At 46.3% G+C, this 18,370-nt stretch carries 15 protein-coding genes and 2 pseudogenes; 10 read left to right on the top strand and 7 right to left on the bottom strand.

The genetic code is table 11. The features are described from left to right. Window positions 1-121 precede the first annotated feature (121 nt). Together groL and AR383_RS15765 are read right to left on the bottom strand one after the other, a co-directional pair. The gene (gene groL / locus AR383_RS15770) at window positions 122-1,774 is read right to left on the bottom strand and encodes a chaperonin GroEL (protein WP_055733996.1); all 1,653 of its coding nucleotides are present in this window, start codon (window positions 1,772-1,774) and stop codon (window positions 122-124) included. Window positions 1,775-1,825: 51 nt separating this feature from the next. Then, window positions 1,826-2,116: a co-chaperone GroES gene (locus tag AR383_RS15765; protein WP_055733995.1), complete on the bottom strand. Its 291-nt coding sequence runs from the start codon at window positions 2,114-2,116 to the stop codon at window positions 1,826-1,828. A gap of 332 nt (window positions 2,117-2,448) precedes the next feature. Here AR383_RS15765 and AR383_RS15760 point away from each other — a divergent pair, with 332 nt between their 5' ends. Continuing rightward, a complete protein-coding gene (locus tag AR383_RS15760; RefSeq protein ID WP_055733994.1) occupies window positions 2,449-2,631 on the top strand; it encodes a hypothetical protein in 183 nt (60 codons plus the stop codon). 44 nt (window positions 2,632-2,675) lie between these two features. Here the strand turns inward: AR383_RS15760 and AR383_RS15755 are convergent, their stop codons facing one another. Next, on the bottom strand, window positions 2,676-3,158 hold the full coding sequence (locus tag AR383_RS15755; protein ID WP_055733993.1) for an FxsA family protein: 483 nt from the start codon (window positions 3,156-3,158) through the stop codon (window positions 2,676-2,678). Between the two features lie 178 nt (window positions 3,159-3,336). Between AR383_RS15755 and cutA the strand changes: the two genes are divergently transcribed. Together cutA and AR383_RS15745 are read left to right on the top strand one after the other, a co-directional pair. Next, window positions 3,337-3,657: a divalent-cation tolerance protein CutA gene (gene cutA / locus AR383_RS15750; RefSeq protein WP_055733992.1), complete on the top strand. Its 321-nt coding sequence runs from the start codon at window positions 3,337-3,339 to the stop codon at window positions 3,655-3,657. Continuing rightward, the gene (locus AR383_RS15745; RefSeq protein WP_055733991.1) at window positions 3,633-5,417 is read left to right on the top strand and encodes a protein-disulfide reductase DsbD; all 1,785 of its coding nucleotides are present in this window, start codon (window positions 3,633-3,635) and stop codon (window positions 5,415-5,417) included. Before cutA ends, AR383_RS15745 begins: the two co-directional genes overlap by 25 nt. A 56-nt stretch (window positions 5,418-5,473) precedes the next feature. On the opposite strand, the gene AR383_RS15740 is transcribed toward AR383_RS15745, so the two are convergent. Beyond that, a complete protein-coding gene (locus AR383_RS15740) occupies window positions 5,474-7,504 on the bottom strand; it encodes a methyl-accepting chemotaxis protein (protein ID WP_055733990.1) in 2,031 nt (676 codons plus the stop codon). 310 nt (window positions 7,505-7,814) lie between these two features. Between AR383_RS15740 and AR383_RS15735 the strand changes: the two genes are divergently transcribed. The 5 genes from AR383_RS15735 to AR383_RS15715 all read left to right on the top strand — a co-directional run bounded on the left by AR383_RS15735 (window position 7,815) and on the right by AR383_RS15715 (window position 11,698). Further along, window positions 7,815-8,711, top strand: coding sequence for a LysR family transcriptional regulator (locus tag AR383_RS15735; RefSeq protein ID WP_055733989.1), 897 nt, complete (start codon window positions 7,815-7,817; stop codon window positions 8,709-8,711). A 77-nt stretch (window positions 8,712-8,788) separates the two neighbouring features. After that, entirely contained in the window at window positions 8,789-9,175 is a 387-nt protein-coding gene (locus tag AR383_RS21805; protein WP_229711257.1) for a DUF5522 domain-containing protein, read from the top strand. A gap of 143 nt (window positions 9,176-9,318) precedes the next feature. Beyond that, on the top strand, window positions 9,319-10,086 hold the full coding sequence (locus AR383_RS15725) for a substrate-binding periplasmic protein (protein WP_055733988.1): 768 nt from the start codon (window positions 9,319-9,321) through the stop codon (window positions 10,084-10,086). A 277-nt stretch (window positions 10,087-10,363) separates the two neighbouring features. Next, window positions 10,364-10,855, top strand: a complete 492-nt coding sequence (locus tag AR383_RS15720; RefSeq protein WP_055733987.1) for a LysE family translocator — start codon at window positions 10,364-10,366, stop codon at window positions 10,853-10,855. A 180-nt stretch (window positions 10,856-11,035) separates the two neighbouring features. After that, window positions 11,036-11,698 carry a response regulator gene (locus tag AR383_RS15715; RefSeq protein ID WP_373869501.1) on the top strand — a complete coding sequence of 221 codons (663 nt, stop codon included), beginning with the start codon at window positions 11,036-11,038 and terminating at the stop codon, window positions 11,696-11,698. Between the two features lie 46 nt (window positions 11,699-11,744). Here the strand turns inward: AR383_RS15715 and AR383_RS15710 are convergent. After that, window positions 11,745-12,082 (bottom strand): annotated as a pseudogene (locus AR383_RS15710) (VOC family protein). Between the two features lie 210 nt (window positions 12,083-12,292). Between AR383_RS15710 and AR383_RS15705 the strand changes: the two are divergent. Together AR383_RS15705 and AR383_RS15700 are read left to right on the top strand one after the other, a co-directional pair. After that, window positions 12,293-12,568: pseudogene (locus AR383_RS15705) on the top strand (LysR substrate-binding domain-containing protein); the annotation flags it as partial. A 248-nt stretch (window positions 12,569-12,816) separates the two neighbouring features. Continuing rightward, window positions 12,817-14,151, top strand: a complete 1,335-nt coding sequence (locus tag AR383_RS15700; RefSeq protein ID WP_055733984.1) for a methyl-accepting chemotaxis protein — start codon at window positions 12,817-12,819, stop codon at window positions 14,149-14,151. Window positions 14,152-14,211: 60 nt separating this feature from the next. On the opposite strand, the gene AR383_RS15695 is transcribed toward AR383_RS15700, so the two are convergent. Then, window positions 14,212-14,688 carry a P-loop nucleotide/nucleoside kinase family protein gene (locus tag AR383_RS15695; RefSeq protein WP_055733983.1) on the bottom strand — a complete coding sequence of 159 codons (477 nt, stop codon included), beginning with the start codon at window positions 14,686-14,688 and terminating at the stop codon, window positions 14,212-14,214. Window positions 14,689-14,724: 36 nt separating this feature from the next. Then, a complete protein-coding gene (locus tag AR383_RS15690; RefSeq protein WP_083481641.1) occupies window positions 14,725-18,246 on the bottom strand; it encodes a hybrid sensor histidine kinase/response regulator in 3,522 nt (1,173 codons plus the stop codon). Window positions 18,247-18,370 lie beyond the last annotated feature (124 nt).

The following is an 18,370-nucleotide window of genomic DNA, read 5'->3' as shown; positions in this document are numbered from 1 at the left end:
AAACGCTCAACTGGCCATGCCGTACTAACAATATAAAATTTAGCGACAAAAAAACCCGCAAAGCTAAGCTTTGCGGGTTTATTGAAACTGTATGAGTTTCTATGAATCGCAGGAGCGAGGCTTACATCATGCCGCCCATACCGCCCATGCCACCCATTCCGCCCATGCCACCCATATCAGGGGCACCAGCGCTATCTTCTGGCTTGTCTGTGATCATACACTCGGTAGTAATCATTAGACCGGCAACAGAACCAGCAAATTGTAGGGCTGAACGAGTTACTTTAGTTGGGTCAAGAATACCCATCTCTAGCATATCACCGTAAACACCGGTACCAGCGTTGTAACCGAAGTTGCCTTCGCCTTCTTTCACTTTGTTAGCAACAACAGAGGCTTCATCACCTGCGTTAGTTACGATTTGGCGAAGTGGTGCTTCCATGGCGCGAAGAGCTAGGCGAATACCTACGTTTTGATCTTCGTTGTCACCGGTTAGCTCAGCAACTTTGGCCGCGGCGCGAACTAGAGCAACACCACCACCGGCCACTACGCCTTCTTCAACAGCGGCGCGAGTTGCATGTAGCGCATCTTCTACGCGGTCTTTTTTCTCTTTCATTTCAACTTCAGTAGCAGCACCCACTTTAATTACCGCTACACCGCCAGCTAATTTAGCCACGCGCTCTTGAAGTTTTTCTTTGTCATAATCAGAAGAAGTTTCTTCGATTTGTTGACGGATTTGGCTAACACGACCTTGAATTGCCGCTTCTTCACCTACGCCATCAATGATGGTGGTATTGTCTTTAGAGATAACAACACGCTTAGCGCTACCTAGATCTTCTAGAGTGGCTTTTTCTAGCTCTAAACCTACTTCTTCAGAAATAACAGTACCGTTGGTCAAAATAGCAATGTCTTGCAACATCGCTTTACGACGGTCACCAAAACCAGGCGCTTTAACCGCAGACACTTTAACAATACCGCGCATGTTGTTTACTACTAATGTTGCTAGGGCTTCGCCTTCAACGTCTTCAGCAATAATCAATAATGGTTTACCCGCTTTAGCTAGTGCTTCTAGTAAAGGTAGCAATTCGCGAATGTTAGAGATTTTTTTGTCAGCCAAAAGGATGAAAGGATTGTCTAATTCAACCGTGCCATTCTCTTGGTTATTAATGAAGTAAGGAGATAGGTAACCGCGGTCAAACTGCATGCCTTCAACTACGTCTAGCTCGTCAGTTAGCGCTTGGCCTTCTTCAACGGTAATAACGCCTTCTTTACCTACTTTTTCCATAGCTTCAGCGATGATGTTGCCCACAGTGGCATCAGCATTGGCTGAAATTGTACCTACTTGAGCAATCGCTTTAGTGTCGGCACAAGGAGCAGATAAACCTTTTAGCTCTTCTACTGCAGCCACAACCGCTTTGTCGATACCGCGTTTTAGATCCATTGGATTCATGCCTGCAGCAACTGCTTTAAGGCCTTCGTTTACAATGGCTTGAGCAAGTACAGTGGCAGTAGTAGTACCGTCACCTGCAGCGTCGTTGGCTTGAGAAGCTACTTCTTTCACCATTTGAGCGCCCATGTTTTCGAACTTGTCTTCAAGTTCGATTTCTTTCGCTACAGAAACACCATCTTTAGTGATGGTAGGTGCACCAAATGATTTGTCTAATACAACGTTACGACCTTTAGGGCCTAAAGTTACTTTAACTGCATCTGCTAATACGTTTACACCAGCAAGCATTTTGCTGCGTGAATCATTTCCAAATAATACGTCTTTTGCTGCCATGATTTATTTCCTAAATTTGTTCAGCTTTTTCTTAACGAGAAAAAAGGGAGATTATTCTACAATCGCGAGAATGTCTGACTCAGACATAATCAGTACTTCTTCGCCATCAACTTTTTCAGTTTTAACGCCGTAACCTTCGTTGAATACAACGGTGTCACCTACTTTCACGTCTAGGGCTTGGACTTCACCATTGTCAAGTAGACGACCTTTACCTACGGCTAGCACTTCGCCACGAGTCGATTTTTCAGCAGCTGAGCCAGTTAGCACGATGCCACCAGCTGATTTGCTTTCTTGGTCTTTACGTTTGATGATAACGCGGTCATGCAACGGACGGATGTTCATTGCTATCTCTCCTTAAATAAAACAATCGTGTTTTGTCTGAAAATATGTAGCCAAGGGCTACAAAGCTTTAATGTTGAAAATAAGATGGGGGCGTTAAATCTTCACACAAGGGCTAAATGGCATTTTTTTTTGGTTTTTTGTCTCAAAAATTTCACCCACATCAACTTGAAAACATTTTCAGTAGCAAATTTTACAAAAAACACTTGAAACGCGACAAAATTTTGAGCAGGATCACAAACACTGGTCGTACTAGATGAAGATAGCAACAAACTTGCAACATATAAGCAACAAGTAGCTGCGCCAGTCTAGCGTTACAGTGGGAGAATTAAACCATGCAACAAATTTATATTGCATTTGAGCGTTTGAGCGGTCTTTTAAGCAAAGAAAAAACTGTCTACCTACCTTTTAATGGCAGCGTAGAAGAAGCAGAGGCACACCTTCATTCTGAAGAGTTTGATCTTTTCTTATCCACCACCTTGGGGTCTAATCCTCGTGTGGTGACTAACAAGCACTAAGCTCGTATACCAAGAAAAAAAGAAGGGCGAAACGCCCTTCTTTTTTAATCATCTTTCCTTTCAAACTCACCTTCTATGGTTTTACCCGACTGAGTATCATCATCATGTTTAGGCGGATTGGCATCTTTTACTTGCCCTTGGCCACGGGTTTGAAAACGTACCGATTGCATTTTTAAAGCCTGCGACTTAAGCACTTTTGCGGCCAGCAAGGCGCGTAGTGGTGGCAGTAAGATCAGTAATCCGAAAAAGTCGGTAATAAAGCCCGGCATTACCAGCATGGCTCCTGCCACCACTAGCATTAATCCTTCAATCATTTGCTGCGCCGGTGTTTCTCCCCGCTCCATTGCCGAGCGAGCTTCAAAGGCCGTTTGCAAGCCCTGGCTGCGCACTAAAGATGCGCCAACTAATGCGGTCAGAATCGTTAGGGCAATCGCGCTTAGTGCGCCGACTTGGCTGCCAACTTGGATCAACACATAGATCTCGGCGTACGACAGGCCTGCAAACAACAAAAATATATATAAAAACAAGGCGTAGTTCCTCTTGGTCGTGAAGAAGCAACTGTACAGCTTCTCGCTTAAGCCTAAAAGATGGGGGCACAGGGTGCAAATTTAAAGGGCTTAGTCAATATAGGTAAAAAGCTTTTGGCTCGCAGTTTTAGCCAGACTTTCTACACTGAACTCTAGCCGCAGTAATAAGGAGATACTCATGCAAAACGCCTGTTATTTAGTCCTCACCACCTTTAGTGATTTAGATTCTGCCGAACAGTTTGCCCAACAAGTAGTGATTAAAAAACTGGCGGCCTGTGTTAGTATTTTGCCGCAGCTCAGGTCTATCTATTGTTGGCAAGGAAAAATAGAGTCCTGCAACGAGGTACAGTTGCAAATTAAAACCAATTTGCGCAATTTACATGCTTTACAATGTGATTTTAAGCAGCAGCACCCATATGACTGCCCTGAATTTATCGCACTACCTATAGAACAAGGAGCGAGTGACTACCTGAAATGGCTAAACGATTTTTTACTGTAGTATTCGCGCTCAGTTGGAGCCTGTCGGTATTTGCAAACAACCTATTGGAGCAATTGCCTGGACTAAATAGCAACCAACCCAGTAGCAATTCGGAGCAATTCTTACCCGTCGATCAGGCTTTCGAATTCAACTTCCTTGAACAAGATGGTGCTTTGCATTTGAGTTGGCGGGTGGCAGCCGATTACTATTTGTATCAAGCACAGATGCAACTCAAGCTTGATGGCCAAGAGCTGGAGCTAACCCAATATTTACCGCCAAGCATTGGCTACAACGACCCTTATTTTGGTGAAGTGCAAATCTATCCTCAAGATGTGTCGTTTAGCGTGCCGCTGCAACAACTCACACAGGCCAGTGATATTCAAGTCAGCTATCAAGGTTGCGCCAAGGCGGGTTTGTGTTATCCCCCTCAGCAAAAGCCGGTCTACCTTAGTACAACAGTAGAGCAAGCCGCCGCCGAGCCTGAAGAGCCAGCAACACTCGCGCCCCAGCAACAGCCGATTCCCAGCAGTCAGCAGTGGGTATTGGCCGAACGGCTAACCAATAATCAACTATGGCTAAACATACTACTATTTTTTGTCCTAGGGCTGGGTTTAGCATTTACTCCCTGCGTGTTTCCCATGTACCCGATCCTCACCGGTATTATCGTAGGAGCAGGCCAACAACTTAGCGGAAAACGCGCGTTTGCTTTATCTCTAGCCTATGTGCAAGGTATGGCAGTGACGTTTAGCGCCTTGGGATTAGTAGTGGCTAGTGCCGGTTTACAATTTCAGGCGGCCTTACAGCATCCGGCAATTTTAGGCAGCTTAGCACTCTTGTTTGTGGCCCTAGCCCTGTCGATGTTTGGCTTATATAACCTACAGCTCCCTAATAGCCTGCAGCAAAAACTCAATAATTTGAGCAATAACCAGCAAGCTGGCTCGGTCTCTGGTGCGGCCATTATGGGGATGATTTCCGGCCTAGTGGCCTCGCCCTGCACCGCAGCCCCCTTGTCTGGGGTGCTTATCTATGTGGCGCAAAGTGGCGACCTAGCATTGGGCGGCCTAACCTTATACAGCCTCAGTCTAGGCATGGGGCTTCCTTTACTTATACTAGGTGCCAGTGGTGGCAAACTCTTACCCAAGGCTGGCATGTGGATGGTGCATATAAAAAGCTTTTTCGGGATAATGTTATTGGCCGTCGCCATTGTGATGCTAGAGCGCTTCTTGGCCGAGTCGGTAATTCGCCTGCTTTGGCTAGCCTTAATCCTAGGCAGCGCTGGCTACTACTATCACCAAAACCGCCTCAGCCAATTAAGCGCATGGCAAACGCTACGCCAGTTGCTACTGCTTGCCGTGATGGCTATAAGCTTGGCTTGGGCTGCGCTACCGTGGTTAAATCCGCCGGCCCAGCAAGCTCAGGGAGAATTTATTCAAGTCGCCAACCTAGAGCAAATGCAACAACAATTGGCATTGGCTGCCGCCCAAGGGAAACCCGCCTTAGTCGACTTCTACGCAGATTGGTGTACCGCTTGTAAGGCCTTTGAAAAAGAAACCTTTCAGGCACCTGAAGTGGCCGCTAAGTTACAACAAATGGTACTGATTCAAGCCGATGTCACCCAAACAAACGCTACCGCGATTAAGTTGCTTAGTCATTATCAGGTATTAGGGCTGCCCACCTTACTGCTATTTGACCAGCAAGGTGAAGAACTGCAGCAAGCGCGGATTACCGGCTTTATGAATGCCGAAGCCTTTAACGCTCATTTACTGCTTAACGGTTTATAACAGCAACAACGCCACCCTAGGGTGGCGTTGTATGGTTGTACGATTTAACCAAGGCTTTAGGCAAATTTAAAGCCGTTAACCAAGTTAACCTGCTCTTGAGCCACCGACTCTAAGTCATCACTTAATCGGTTGAGCTCGGTCACCACCGCTAAGTTATTCTGCGCCGCAGTAGATATGGTCTCCATACTGCAAGAAACATCTTCACTGGTGGTCTGCTGTTGACTGGTTGCCACGCTGATCTCTTCATTCAATAAAGACAAGCGCTCGATGTGCTGGTTAATTTCAACAATTTGCTGGTTAATCGCGCGCACATTTTCTGCGTTCAACTGCATGCTATGGTTACACTGCTCAATCTCATTCACTGCCAGTTCGGTGTCTTGTTGCAAGCCACCAATCATATTTTGAATTTCTGTGGTGGATGATGCAGTACGCTGAGCCAACTGGCGAACTTCGTCCGCTACTACCGCAAAACCACGTCCCTGCTCACCGGCTCGCGCCGCTTCAATGGCTGCATTTAACGCCAGCAAGTTAGTTTGCTGAGTAATGCCGTCAATCACTTCTAATATGCTAAAGATCGCCTTGCTACTTTCACTCACACTTTTCACTCGCTCGGTAGAGCTGGCAATGTTGGCGGAAAGACTTTGGTTATTCGCAAGTGCTTGCTCTGCCAACTGCACACCATCTTGAGTGGTATTGCTTATATCACGCATGCCTTGAGCGGCCGATTCGGCGCGACGGGCTACATCTTGAATCGCCTGTTCCATCTCTGTCATCGCTGCCGATACCGTAATACATTGACTACGCTGTTCGTCCAACTGCTTCATAATGTCTTTACCGTGCTGGCGATTAACCGACGAGGCTTGCCCCAAGGTTTCGCTCTTATTACGCAACATAGTCACAGTATTGCGTTGCTGGGCAATAACCTGATTAAGTTGTTTGCTCAACATGCCAAATTCGTTACCACTTTGATATTGGCAAGGTTGGCTTAAATCACCTTCAGCCAAACGTTTTAACGTAATGATAAGCTGTTTCAGTGGCGCCTTAATCAAACGTTGAATGCTCAAGCCCATCACGAAACAAAAAATAATACTAAGAGGAATCACCACTGCACCGCTGCTGATCATCGTCAAAATGCTAGCCGAAGCTTGGGTAATTTGCTGCCCCGTGGACTGTTGACTCTCTTGGGTCAGTTGATTCAGGTTATTATTCACTGTTTGCAATTGCTCGGTAATCGCTTCCTTCAGTGCCATTAATTGCTGCAAAGTTGTTAAATGACGCTGGTATTCCCCCAATAAGCCCCCATCACTGGTGACTTCATTAACTAACCATGGAACCTGAGCCACCAGCTCATGCTCGCCCTTATTGCTATTTTTGCCTCCCACTAATTCCTTAGCTTGAGCAAACTCACTAAAGTCTTCATTGACATACTCTTTCATTTCGCGATTACTCTTAATCACGTCGGCGACTTGATTGGGATCGCTAGAATTAAGTACGTTAATCGTGGCAACCTGCATAGTCGATAAATCGTTACCCACTGCCTCTAACATTAGCCGAAGTACGCTAGGGTCGTCTTCATCAAATAGCTGCCCCAACAACAGGTTAATTCGCAAAGAAATACCTTGAAAGCTTGCAGTACGCTCGGCTAAAACCTTGTCGCTTTCTAAAACCAGTTGATGCAGATCTAAAAGCTTTTCTGCATCCTGAAATAACAACTGGTTTTGTTGCTGAACTAGCGAAAAACGCTCGCTTTTTACGCCATTATTGCTTAACCAGGTGGCCATTTCGGCTTCGGTTTGTTGATATTCCTGTACTCGTTGCTGATAACTGGCAAGCCAAGTTTCAACTCGCTGCAAATCGCGCTCTTGAATCGCATTATTGAGTACTCGCTCCACCGCGGTTAAACTGCGCGATAGCTGGCTAGCGTGCTCCATTAAAGGAAAAGCTTGCTCGGTCACATCGGCCATGGTGGCTTCGGCTTTCTGCATTTGCTTCCACGCCACTAACCCCATCACCAGCAATACCAAACATAACAAGGAAAATGTGCCGAATATCAATTGAGTAATAGATAATTTTTTATATGAAAGCATTGCTATTTCGCCTTAAGTCCATCTTGATTAAACCTTGTGTAAGCGATTTCATCATAGCGGCACAGCAAATTAGCAAAAGATTACTTTTTTTTGTTTTACCATTACCAAAATTCACTTTCGAGAGCTAAGCGAAACTTATCAAAAGCGGATGAATCAAGATGAAGAAATATCTACATTTGGCCACGAGAAAACGTTATAAATGCCCATAAAGCAAATTTAAATCATACACTTATCAATAGCGGAGATATTCAAACTATACAGCGCGCTCACAGCCAAGTAAGCTAAGCACAAGTCTACACACGAGCACATTATGCAACTGGGAAAAATCAACCTAAATCTACTCAGCGCCCTCTACTATTTATTGCAGGAGCAAAACGTTACTCGGGCCGCTGAAAAAATGCATTTAAGCCAATCGGCCATGAGCAAACACCTAGCCAAATTGCGCGAAGTATTTGGTGATCCGCTATTGGTAAGAGTTCAAGGTAGCTTGCAAGCCACCCCCAAAGGCCTAGAGTTGAAAGCCCAAGTTGCTCCATTATTGGATGCTGTAGAAAGTCTATTACATCAACAAAGTTTTGAACCCAGCCTTTGTCAGCGCACCTTTACCATTGCTACTTCCGACTACGTGAGTGAACACCTACTGCCTAAGGTGATTGGCGACATTTACCAACAAGCACCTCAACTAAACATTGAGCTATGCAACTGGGATCACACCACTTATCGATTGCTGCATAGTGGCGAAGTAGATTTAGGCATGACCTTGCCTCCCAAAGACAGTACCGAGCTACATGCCAGCGCTTTAGGCACCGACAAACTGGTATGTTTGATGCACCAACAACATCCGTATTTAATCAACAGCCAGGCGAGTGCCATAGACTATTGTCGCTATCCCCACGCCATTGTCACAACAGGGGCAGATAAAAACTCACAGATAGACCACTACCTACACAGCCAAGGTTTACAGCGTCAGATCCAATTTAAATCCTCGTCCTATCACGCCACCATTCAAGTGCTGTGTGAAACACGTTTTATTCTGACCTTGCCAAAGAAGATTGCTCAGTTATTGGTACAACAACGCCCCTTAGCCATTGTTGAACTGCCCTTTAATAGCGAAACCTTTGAATATTCGCTAATTTGGCACCATCGTAATCATCACGATCCGGCCCACAGTTGGTTTCGCCAACAAATTCATCAAGCGATGACCTAAGCTTATTCGGCTCGTTGGCAGCTTGGTCCAATATCACTTAAGCTAGAGCCAAACCCGCTCCTCCTTAGGCAACAGTAATGACAGACAATCAACAACACTCTCGCACTTGTCCAGAATGCGGTATAACTTTTAGCTGCAGCGCCAACCGGCAATGCTGGTGCATGGACATGCCTGCACTGTTACCACTGGATTCGAGCTCAAATAGTGGGGCTTGTTATTGCCAACGCTGTTTAAGCAAACGAGTGGCGGCTCAACTAGAACGATTAATTGCCAGCAAACCGCATACAGAAGTTCTCGCTAAGGCGGCCTTGTACCGCACGCAAAGTTCAGCCAAGCAAGGTTTGCTGGAATACATCGACTACCACCCAAAGAGCGAACAATTAACCGCTTGGTATCACCTTAAACGCGGCTACTGCTGCAACAACAATTGTCAACATTGTCCCTACCCTGTTGACCAAGACTAAACTGAATTAGCCCACCAGACAGCTATATTACTAGTCTTTGCGCTTAGCCAAACATTCTGAGACTCGCATCAATGACAACTTTGCTTATAATTAATTTGGTAGTTTGACTAAATGTTAAAGTAGATAAACAATAAGCCATGACTATGAAAATAATTGTCGCGATAATACGCCTATTGCTGTTACCAATAATCTTGGTTTGCTCTAGCGCCCTCAGCCTTGCCTCCCCACCCCAACAAAATATCTTGTTGGTAACCGAACAATGGCCTCCTTTTAACTACCAAGAAGACGGCCAACTAAAAGGCTTCTCCGTTGAACTAGTCCAGCAAATGATGGCGGTAATGAATAGCAACTATCCCATCAACATACTACCCAGCATGCGCACCACCCGGGTGCTAGCCTCCCGCCCAAATACCTTGATGTTCTCGTTATTTAGAACTCCAGACAGGGAAGATAAATATAAGTGGATAGGCCCTCTGGTGGAAACCGAAGTATATTTTTATAAGCGAAAAGACAGCAACATAAAAACCGATACTCTAGAGGACTTAAAACGCTTAGACCGCGTAGGAACTCGGCATGCAGGCATCATTGTTCAGCGGTTGCGCAAACTCGGATTTAACAACTTAGACAGTACCGCCACCAGCAGCATGCAAATTTACAAAATGCTAAGTATCGGCAGATTCGATGTTGCCATCAGCGACAGCGACTTAGGCGTAATGTATAACCTCGATAAACTGAATATCGATAGCTCTACCTTAGAAAAAATCCCACTGTTGATATTTAAGTCTGAACTGTACCTTGCTGCTAACAAAAGCTTACCCGACGACGAAGTTCAACGTTGGCAAGCAGCCTTAGACAGACTTAAAAGCAATGGTGACCACCAAAAACTCCTCGACAAGTACTTAAATCCTTAGCCCATTGTGTAGCTCATCAGATAAGCCAAACTCTAAGTATTATATGACCTGAGCCCACGCCACTTTTTAACCAACAGTCTAAGCCTCTGACATTTCTAGATAATTAAACCATATCAATATATTTAGCTGGATTGGCAAGGCTCTTTTTTGAATCCAATTACAAACAAGTAATTCCAATTTGGAATACTTAAAACAACTTAAATTCCATTTAACCGTTTCTCAATTACTCCTACACTAGCGCCGCTTTGGTTCTTGATTTACATACAAGGAATAAACAGTGTTAGAAGCATTAAGCGCACTGCTATTAATTAACTTATTGGGCATGTTAAGTCCCGGCCCCGATATGGTGCTGGTACTACGCCATGCCAGCAATAATTCGCGTCAGGCGGCTCTATGTGTGCTCGGCGTATTACTGGGCTTTAGCCTGCATATTAGCTTTGCGGTGGGCGGTTTATCTTTACTGCTCAAACAATCCCCCTTGTTATTTGAATTACTCCGTTGGAGTGGCGCTGGCTTCCTCATTTTTATCGGTTTAAAAACCCTATTCTCAGGCGCTCGCACGATTGAATTTGGCGCTCAAAGTCAGCCCAAGCGCGGTAAGAACGTGGTGTTAAGCGGGCTTGCCTGCAATCTACTTAATCCCAAAATTTTAGTCTTTGTGGTGAGTGTATTTAGTCAGTTTATTGGCCAAGAAACCCTGCTCAGCGAGAAGCTTATTTTGGCGGCGGCACTATTGCTAGAAACCGCAATACTATGGGGGTTTTGCTGAAGGTTTTATCTCACCACCGAGTACAAGTTAAGCTGCAACACTACCAACAATGGGTCAATCGATTCAGTGGTACTAGCTTACTGGGAATGGGAACTTTGCTCGGCCTTCACAGTTAACAATTAACTAAATTGAATCCAGCGGTGCTTGGTGCTATGTTCAAAAAAAAGGCAGAATAACCGCATTATGGAAGACTCCTACAAGATCATTATTGCTGATGACCACCCCTTGTTTCGTAGTGCTCTTCAGCAGGCTGTTCATACAGCCGTACCCGATGCTCAGCTGCAAGAAGCCGAGAATGTTAACGACCTACTACAACTTTTAGAACAGCAGCGCGAACCGGATTTGCTGCTACTGGATCTGAAAATGCCGGGAGCCAATGGCTTCTCGGCATTTACCCACTTACATGGCCAATATCCAGAACTGCCTATCGTGGTTATTTCGGCCAGCGAAGAAGCCACCGTGGTACAAAAGGCCAAGCAACTTGGCGCCACCGGGTTCATCCCCAAGTCCACCCCTTTACAAAAACTGGTGGCGGCCATTCAGCACATCATTGAGGGGGATGACTGGTTTCCAGAAGGCATTAGCTTTAGCCAGCAAGTCGGGGAAGATCCTTTAGCTGAGCGCCTAGCTAGCCTAACCCCGCAGCAATATAAAGTGCTAGTGATGCTCAACGAAGGTTTGCTCAACAAGCAAATCGCCTATGAACTGAATGTGTCTGAAGCCACTATTAAGGCGCATGTCACCGCCATCTTCCGTAAACTAAACGTTAAAAACCGCACTCAAGCGGTTATTGCACTGCAACAATTAGAGCTAGAACCCAGCCCAGAAGATCACGAAATCTAGGCCAACAACAAAGCCCACCCTGGTGGGCTGTTTATTTGTCGCTCACTTAATTGGTAACAAAGTGAGTGGCGCAAAGTTTGTTACCGGCAGGAGCTCTTAAGTAAGCTAAATAAAGGCTTCGACTCGCACTGGCTCGAATTCCCGGCGGCTCTTTATAAGCCGTTCCGCCATGCACGAGCCCTGCGGCGTGCCAGGCATCTACCAACTCTGGACTACTCACCTTAAAGCCAATGATCATGCCATTGCCATGAGTCGCGGCTTCACCATTTATAGGCTTGGTTAAACCAATACCCCATTTTCAATCAGATATAAACAACGCCCCTTTTCATCTACTAGCCCTTCGGCATGACCTAATACCGCCATAATGGCATCGTAGAAACGCATGGACGCTAGTATCTCAGAGACTGCAAGCCAACGATTTAGCAACCCACAACGAGCCTTTAGCTAAGCGAAATTGCCCAATGTGATTCAGTTCTGGTTGCCTCACCCAGTTATTTAGCCAAGGCACCCGCCATTACCAAACTGGCCGATTTGAGCCGCCAGCAATGCTTAGGCTATAAAAACTTTTAACAACATGTTTGGCATTTCACTTACCAACAACAACATCGTTCGGTGGCGGAAAACTGCGCCTTTAGCGCGAATGAGGCGACGGTGCTACTGAGCGCAGCCTTACAAGGAATGGGAGTGGCTTTGCAGCCCACCTACTTAGTGAGTGAAATCTTACAACGAGGAGAGCTGGTCCAGCTATTACCCCAATGGCAAGCCAAAACCATGAACATTTATGCGCTATATTCTTCGCGTAAATACCAACCACCGGCAGTGCGAGCCTTGATTGATCATCTCGTGGCATTCTTTAGTAGCGGCCAATGACAAGATATTCGCCGATAACTAACAGGCATAAACTCATAAAAGATGAGATCGAAACAGCGCCAAGCAACGTAGTTAACTCGAGCTTTGAAAAACCATCCTAAGATTTTGAAACAAAAATGTAAGCTGCGCTCATAAAGATTCTACTTAAGCGAGTTCACAAACTCTGCGGTTAAAGCTGAGCGAGTTCACTAAGCAAGCCATATTCGTCTACAGTTTAAATACTGACAACCCTATGTTCAGGAGAGCCCATGTTCTTATCGAAGTCATTAAAACAAGAAAACCAACGCTTACAAGAAGAGCTACATACTCTTCGACAAGCCAGAGATAGCTTAGACAGTGACATGATAAGAATGACCCTAGACGCTCAAGCCAAAGTCTCATCCGTAAACCTGATTTTTGAGCAAGAACTTGGCCTAAGTCTCACCGACGTTCAAGCCAAACATATTACTCAGCTGGTGCCAGAAAAAGCTAGAAATACCAACCACTTTCTGCGCATGAAAGATACCATTGCCCACGCCAAACACTGGAATGGCGCCTTTGAGCTGGTAAAAGGGGATGGCTCAGTAGCATGGCTACGCGCGATTATTCAGCCTATTTTCGATATTAACAGCCAGTTATTACACTACACGGTATTTGCTTCTGAGCTGACTCGCACCATTCAATCCTCTCGCGAACACGAAGATATGATGAAGGCCTTGGTGCGTTCAACTGCCACCATTGAATTTACCCTAGAAGGAATCATCCTAAAGGCCAATGATAACTTTCTGAGAGTCATGGGCTATAAGCTGGATGAAATTGTTGGCCAACATCACCGCATATTTTGTGAAGAGGCGGAAAGCTCTTCACCAGAATACCAACAATTTTGGCAGCAATTAGCCAGAGGCCAATATGTCAGTGACCGTTTCAAGCGCATAGACAAACACGGCCATACCATTTGGTTAGAAGCCTCTTATAACCCAGTACATAATGATCGCGGTGAACTGTATAAAGTCGTGAAGTTTGCCACTAACATCACCGATAAAGTCGACCAAGAACAAGCCGTGTCCAGCGCAGCAGACGTAGCCTATGGAGTATCTAACCAAACTCGCGAGCAGACCAATCAAGGTGGCCAGATTATCGATAACACCATCGAAACCATGCAAACTCTGGCAGAGCAAATGCAAGAGGCGACTAATGCTATCGCCTCCTTAGATGAAAACTCACAAAAAATCAGTGCGCTACTCAATAGCATTAGCGGCATTGCCGAACAAACCAACCTATTGGCTTTGAATGCCGCGATTGAGGCCGCGCGGGCTGGGGAACAGGGTCGAGGGTTTGCCGTCGTCGCCGATGAAGTAAGAGAACTCTCTGCTCGTACCAACCGCACCACCGATGAAGTTAGCCGGGTGGTCGCCGACAACGCTGGCGGTACCAATGTGGCGGTAAACTTAATTGCTAAATGCCAAGCTCAAGCCAGTAAAGCCTTAGAGCTATCCACTGAAGCTGGGCAATTAATGCAAACCATTGAACAAGGAGCGACTCAAGTAGCTGAAACTATTGATGAGTTAAATAAACTGCACGAGCATAATTCGCGCTTCGGTTAATCACAACAAGCCCAGTTAAATTGGTGACTACAGCTTATTTGCTGCAGTCGCCTAGCAAGGCTAAGGCTCAACCCAAAGCAGTTGCTCTTCAACTTTTGGCACCTCAAACCTAGACCAAAATAACTCAAGCATGTCCTCAGTCATTTGGTAGGCTTGCTGCCCAGTAATTTCCGCATTACGTTGTAGAGCGCGCTGCTTGCATACCGAATAAGGCACATTTAAATAATGCATCTCTAAGTCTAGTTGATGTGCCAGCGCCCATTGGCGAAATTCATCTCGTTTGGCTTTCTGCCAAAAACCAAAATCAAAGATAACCGGCACACCAATCGCACTCAGCTGCAAGGTAGCTTGCTTAAATAAATCCGTCACAGAGTTTAAGCGCTGATCGAACAGCTCCCGAGGCATATGCTCACCAAATAACGGTATCATCCATTCATCGGGTGACCAAACAAAAGCCGCGGTGGTGTCGGCGAGCTGTTTAGCATAGGTGGTTTTCCCTGCCCCAATAAAACCACAAATTCCATAAATCTTCGTCATTAGACCTCTATTATTTAAAATACGATGAATCACACACTATGAGCTGGCCTTCAACCAGTCATTCGCCCCTTTATGGCTATTCAACAATTGCTGGCATAGCTTTTTCAAGCGCAACGGTCGTAGTGGCTTACTTAAATAAGCAAAGCCCTGCGCCCTCACCTTATCAATTAAATCGGCTTGTCTGTCGGCGCTAATCACAATGCCATGGCAGCGAAGTTTACGCCGATGAATCAAACTTTGCAGTGCATCTAAGCCGGTTTTATCGTAGTCCAAGTGGTAGTCACTTAAAATCAACTCCGGTATCCAGCCACCATCTACTACTTCTTCAGCGGTATCGGCGTCTTCACAACAAATCACTTCATAGCCCCAACGGCTTAATAGCTGCTCCATTCCTGAAAGGATCGCCGGTTCGTTGTCGATACACAGCACTTTGGCCCCTTGGGTCGTGCTAATCTCGATGCCTTCTTTGGCTTTAGTTCGCTGCACTTTGCTGGCTTCCACAATCGGCACCGTGACATAAAATACCGAGCCTTTGCCCACCGTAGACTCAACACCTATCGGCAGTTCTAGCAGCTCGGCAAAGCCCTGAGCAATGGCTAAACCTAGCCCTAGCCCCTCTTCACGCGCTCGCCCCGATTTATGTAATTGCTGAAACTCTTCGAAGATTTGCTGCTGTTTGCTCTCTTCAATGCCAGGACCATTGTCCCACACTTCCAAACGTAAGCTATTACCACGACGACGACTGCCCAACAAAACCTTGCCATTTGGGTTGTAACGCAAAGCATTGGTGAGGAAATTCTGCAAAATACGCCGTAGCAATTTGCTGTCACTGCGCACCGTATATTTACTGGTATATAGCTTTAACTCCACCTTTTGCTGTTGAGCCAAGGGGATAAACTCTGCATGAATATGATCCAGTAGATGGCCTATCTCAAACTGCTCGTTGCTCACCACCACTCGGCCAGATTCAAGCCGTGAAATATCCAGCAAATCACTGATAATTTCTTCTGCAGAAAACAACGATTGGTCAATGCTAGAGGCGAGGAACTTCGCCTCTTTATCCAAATTAATTTCCAATAACGAACCGGTAAATAACTTGGCCGCATTTAAGGGCTGCATTAAATCGTGGCTTACCGCCGCTAAGAAGCGAGTTTTAGACTGGTTAGCCTGCTCAGCCGCGTGAGTGGCCTGCACCAATTGCTGGTTAATCGACGACAATTGCTGGGTTCGCTGAGCCACTCTCGCTTCAAGGATTTCATTAGCTTGTTTTAACATGTCTTCAGCTTGGCGGAAGGTGGTAATGTCACTGAAAGTCATCACATAACCACCGTTGGGCATGGGGTTACCCTGCACTTGAATCACCCGACCATCACGGCGGATCCTTGATGAGGTATGGCTATTACCGCGATGCAGATGCTCAACCCGACGAGCCACCAGCTCGTCGATATCGCCGGGGCCACATAAACCATTCACCGCATTATGGCGGATCACCTCTTCAATGGGGCGTCCAACTACGATCAAACCTTTGGGGAATTCAAATAACTCGGTATAGCGGCGGTTCCACGACACCAGTTTTAACTCACGGTCGACTATCGCGATCCCCTGATCGATGTGTTCAATAGCGCCTTGCAGCAAATGCTTATTAAACTGCAATAATTCCGAAGCTTCTTCGGCAATCGAGGCAAACTCTTCCAATTGAACTTGCTTGCCCTGCAGCGCCGAGCCTAATACCAAACGCGCCGAAGAGGCCCCAAATACCCCGCCCAGCATCCGTTCGGTTTCGGCAATCAGCGCCACTGGCGCCTGCTGGTTAGGGCTAAGTTGTAGGTCGCGCGATTGCGCGTATTTGGTGAATGCTTCGCCGATGCGCTGCGTGCCTAAGAAGCGCGAAGCCAGCATGTGTAACTCTTCTACACTCACCTTAGAATGATACAGGGCGGCGGCATCGTCATTTTTACTACTCTGGCCAATAAAGTTACTGGCTTGCAGCCACTCAGACACCGCCGGGCTAGACAATTTAGACCCTAATAGGTAGGCCGTAAGATTACCTAACAAGCTCAACAAAATGCCCCAGTTGCCATCGGAGATCAGTTTTTGTCCAGCCAGCTCAGGCGCGGTTAACCAATCCGTTAACCAAGCACTGCCCAGCAACGGACTCAAGCTATCGGTCATATTCATAAGGTTAAATAACCACAGGCTCATGCCCACCGCTAAGCCGGCATATACCCCGGTGCGATTACCTTCGCGCCAATACAAGCCCAACACTAAAGGCACCGCCAGTTGCGCTATCGCGGCAAAAGAAAGGAAACCAATGTCGGCCAAATTATTGATTTGCCCCAACATCAAAAAGGTGCCCCAAGCCAACAGCAAGATCACCAAAATAGTGGTACGGCGTACATTCAGCAACAGCTCGCTAAATTGGGCGAAGTTACGCCGACTTAAGCCGCCTTGCTTCAATAGCAAGGGCAGCACCAAGTCATTACTCACCATAATCGCTAAGGCAATGGTTGAGACCACCACCATGCCACTGGCCGCCGAAGTCCCCCCCAGAAAGGCCACCATACCTAACCACTCTTGGCCAACCGCTAAGGGGAGCTGAATCACGTAGTGATCGGCCGGCGTATTGCTTGGCAACAAAGCGTCCCCCACTAAGGCAATCGGCAATACAAACATCGCCAATAACAATAAGTAAGCAGGAAACAGCCAACGGGCAGCTTTAAGATCGTTGACTTGATTGTTTTCCACTACCGTCACGTGAAACTGCCGAGGCAAACACAATACCGCCGACATCGCCAACAAGGTAGCCACGACTAAATCACTAATATCGGCAAGACTGATCCCTTGCCATTTGCTAACCAAAGATTGCTGAACATTAAGCTGGGCTGGCTGCGGCAAATCCCATAACAACCCCACCGCCAATAAGCCCACACAAACAAACGCCACCAGCTTAACCAACGACTCAAAGGCGATAGCCACAATCACTCCACGGTGATGTTCGGTGGCGTCAATATGTCGAGTACCAAACAACATGGTGAAAATGGCCAGCGCAATGCTCACAAACAAGGCGATTTGCGAACTGCTACCCTTACCCACAGCTTGGCGCATCGCCTCACCACCAAATAGGTCCAAGCCCATCACAATGGCGCGTAGTTGCAGAGCAATATAAGGCAAAATGCCAACAATGCAGATCAGCGAAATGACCACCGCCAGGGTCTGGGATTTACCGTAACGGGCGGCGATAAAGTCGGCGATGCTGGTAATGTGTTCTCGCTTGGCAATCAACACCACTCGCGCCAATAAGCGCCAAGCAAAAATAAACAATAGGATGGGGCCAAGGTAAATGGGAATGAACGACAAGAAATTAGCACTGGCTTGGCCAACGGTGCCGTAAAATGTCCATGAGGTACAGTAAACAGCTATCGATAAACTATAGAAAAGCGGCTGCCAACGTAGCCGTTTTGTCAGGTTTTGGTCGGTATAATAAGCAATAACAAATAACAGCCCCAAATAAGCTAAAGACAAAGGGATGACGAACCAACCTTCACTCACCATTTGCATTCCGAATTTATTTCCTTGTGATCCACACTACCGTAATAAACAGGCGCTAGAGCACCATTTAGACTAAAGTCGTCTAGGTTACGGTAGCAAAAAAGAACATGCTTAACTGTGACTAATCTATCCA

Origin of the sequence: Agarivorans gilvus (assembly GCF_001420915.1) — a bacterium.
Classification (GTDB): Bacteria; Pseudomonadota; Gammaproteobacteria; order Enterobacterales; family Celerinatantimonadaceae; genus Agarivorans; species Agarivorans gilvus.
The sequence above is the reverse complement of the archived record's forward strand: the minus strand, read 5'-3'. Positions and strand labels throughout refer to the sequence as shown.

Excerpts from the sequence above, each read along its gene's own strand:
- AR383_RS15760 (WP_055733994.1), top strand. The coding sequence starts at position 2,449 with ATGCAACAAATTTATATTGCATTTGAGCGTTTGAGCGGTCTTTTAAGC.
- AR383_RS15735 (WP_055733989.1), top strand. The coding sequence starts at position 7,815 with ATGCAACTGGGAAAAATCAACCTAAATCTACTCAGCGCCCTCTACTAT.
- AR383_RS15700 (WP_055733984.1), top strand. The coding sequence starts at position 12,817 with ATGTTCTTATCGAAGTCATTAAAACAAGAAAACCAACGCTTACAAGAA.
- AR383_RS15725 (WP_055733988.1), top strand. The coding sequence starts at position 9,319 with ATGAAAATAATTGTCGCGATAATACGCCTATTGCTGTTACCAATAATC.
- AR383_RS15740 (WP_055733990.1), bottom strand. The coding sequence starts at position 7,504 with ATGCTTTCATATAAAAAATTATCTATTACTCAATTGATATTCGGCACA.
- AR383_RS15745 (WP_055733991.1), top strand. The coding sequence starts at position 3,633 with ATGGCTAAACGATTTTTTACTGTAGTATTCGCGCTCAGTTGGAGCCTG.
- cutA (WP_055733992.1), top strand. The coding sequence starts at position 3,337 with ATGCAAAACGCCTGTTATTTAGTCCTCACCACCTTTAGTGATTTAGAT.
- AR383_RS21805 (WP_229711257.1), top strand. The coding sequence starts at position 8,789 with ATGACAGACAATCAACAACACTCTCGCACTTGTCCAGAATGCGGTATA.
- groL (WP_055733996.1), bottom strand. The coding sequence starts at position 1,774 with ATGGCAGCAAAAGACGTATTATTTGGAAATGATTCACGCAGCAAAATG.
- AR383_RS15765 (WP_055733995.1), bottom strand. The coding sequence starts at position 2,116 with ATGAACATCCGTCCGTTGCATGACCGCGTTATCATCAAACGTAAAGAC.
- AR383_RS15695 (WP_055733983.1), bottom strand. The coding sequence starts at position 14,688 with ATGACGAAGATTTATGGAATTTGTGGTTTTATTGGGGCAGGGAAAACC.
- AR383_RS15690 (WP_083481641.1), bottom strand. The coding sequence starts at position 18,246 with ATGCAAATGGTGAGTGAAGGTTGGTTCGTCATCCCTTTGTCTTTAGCT.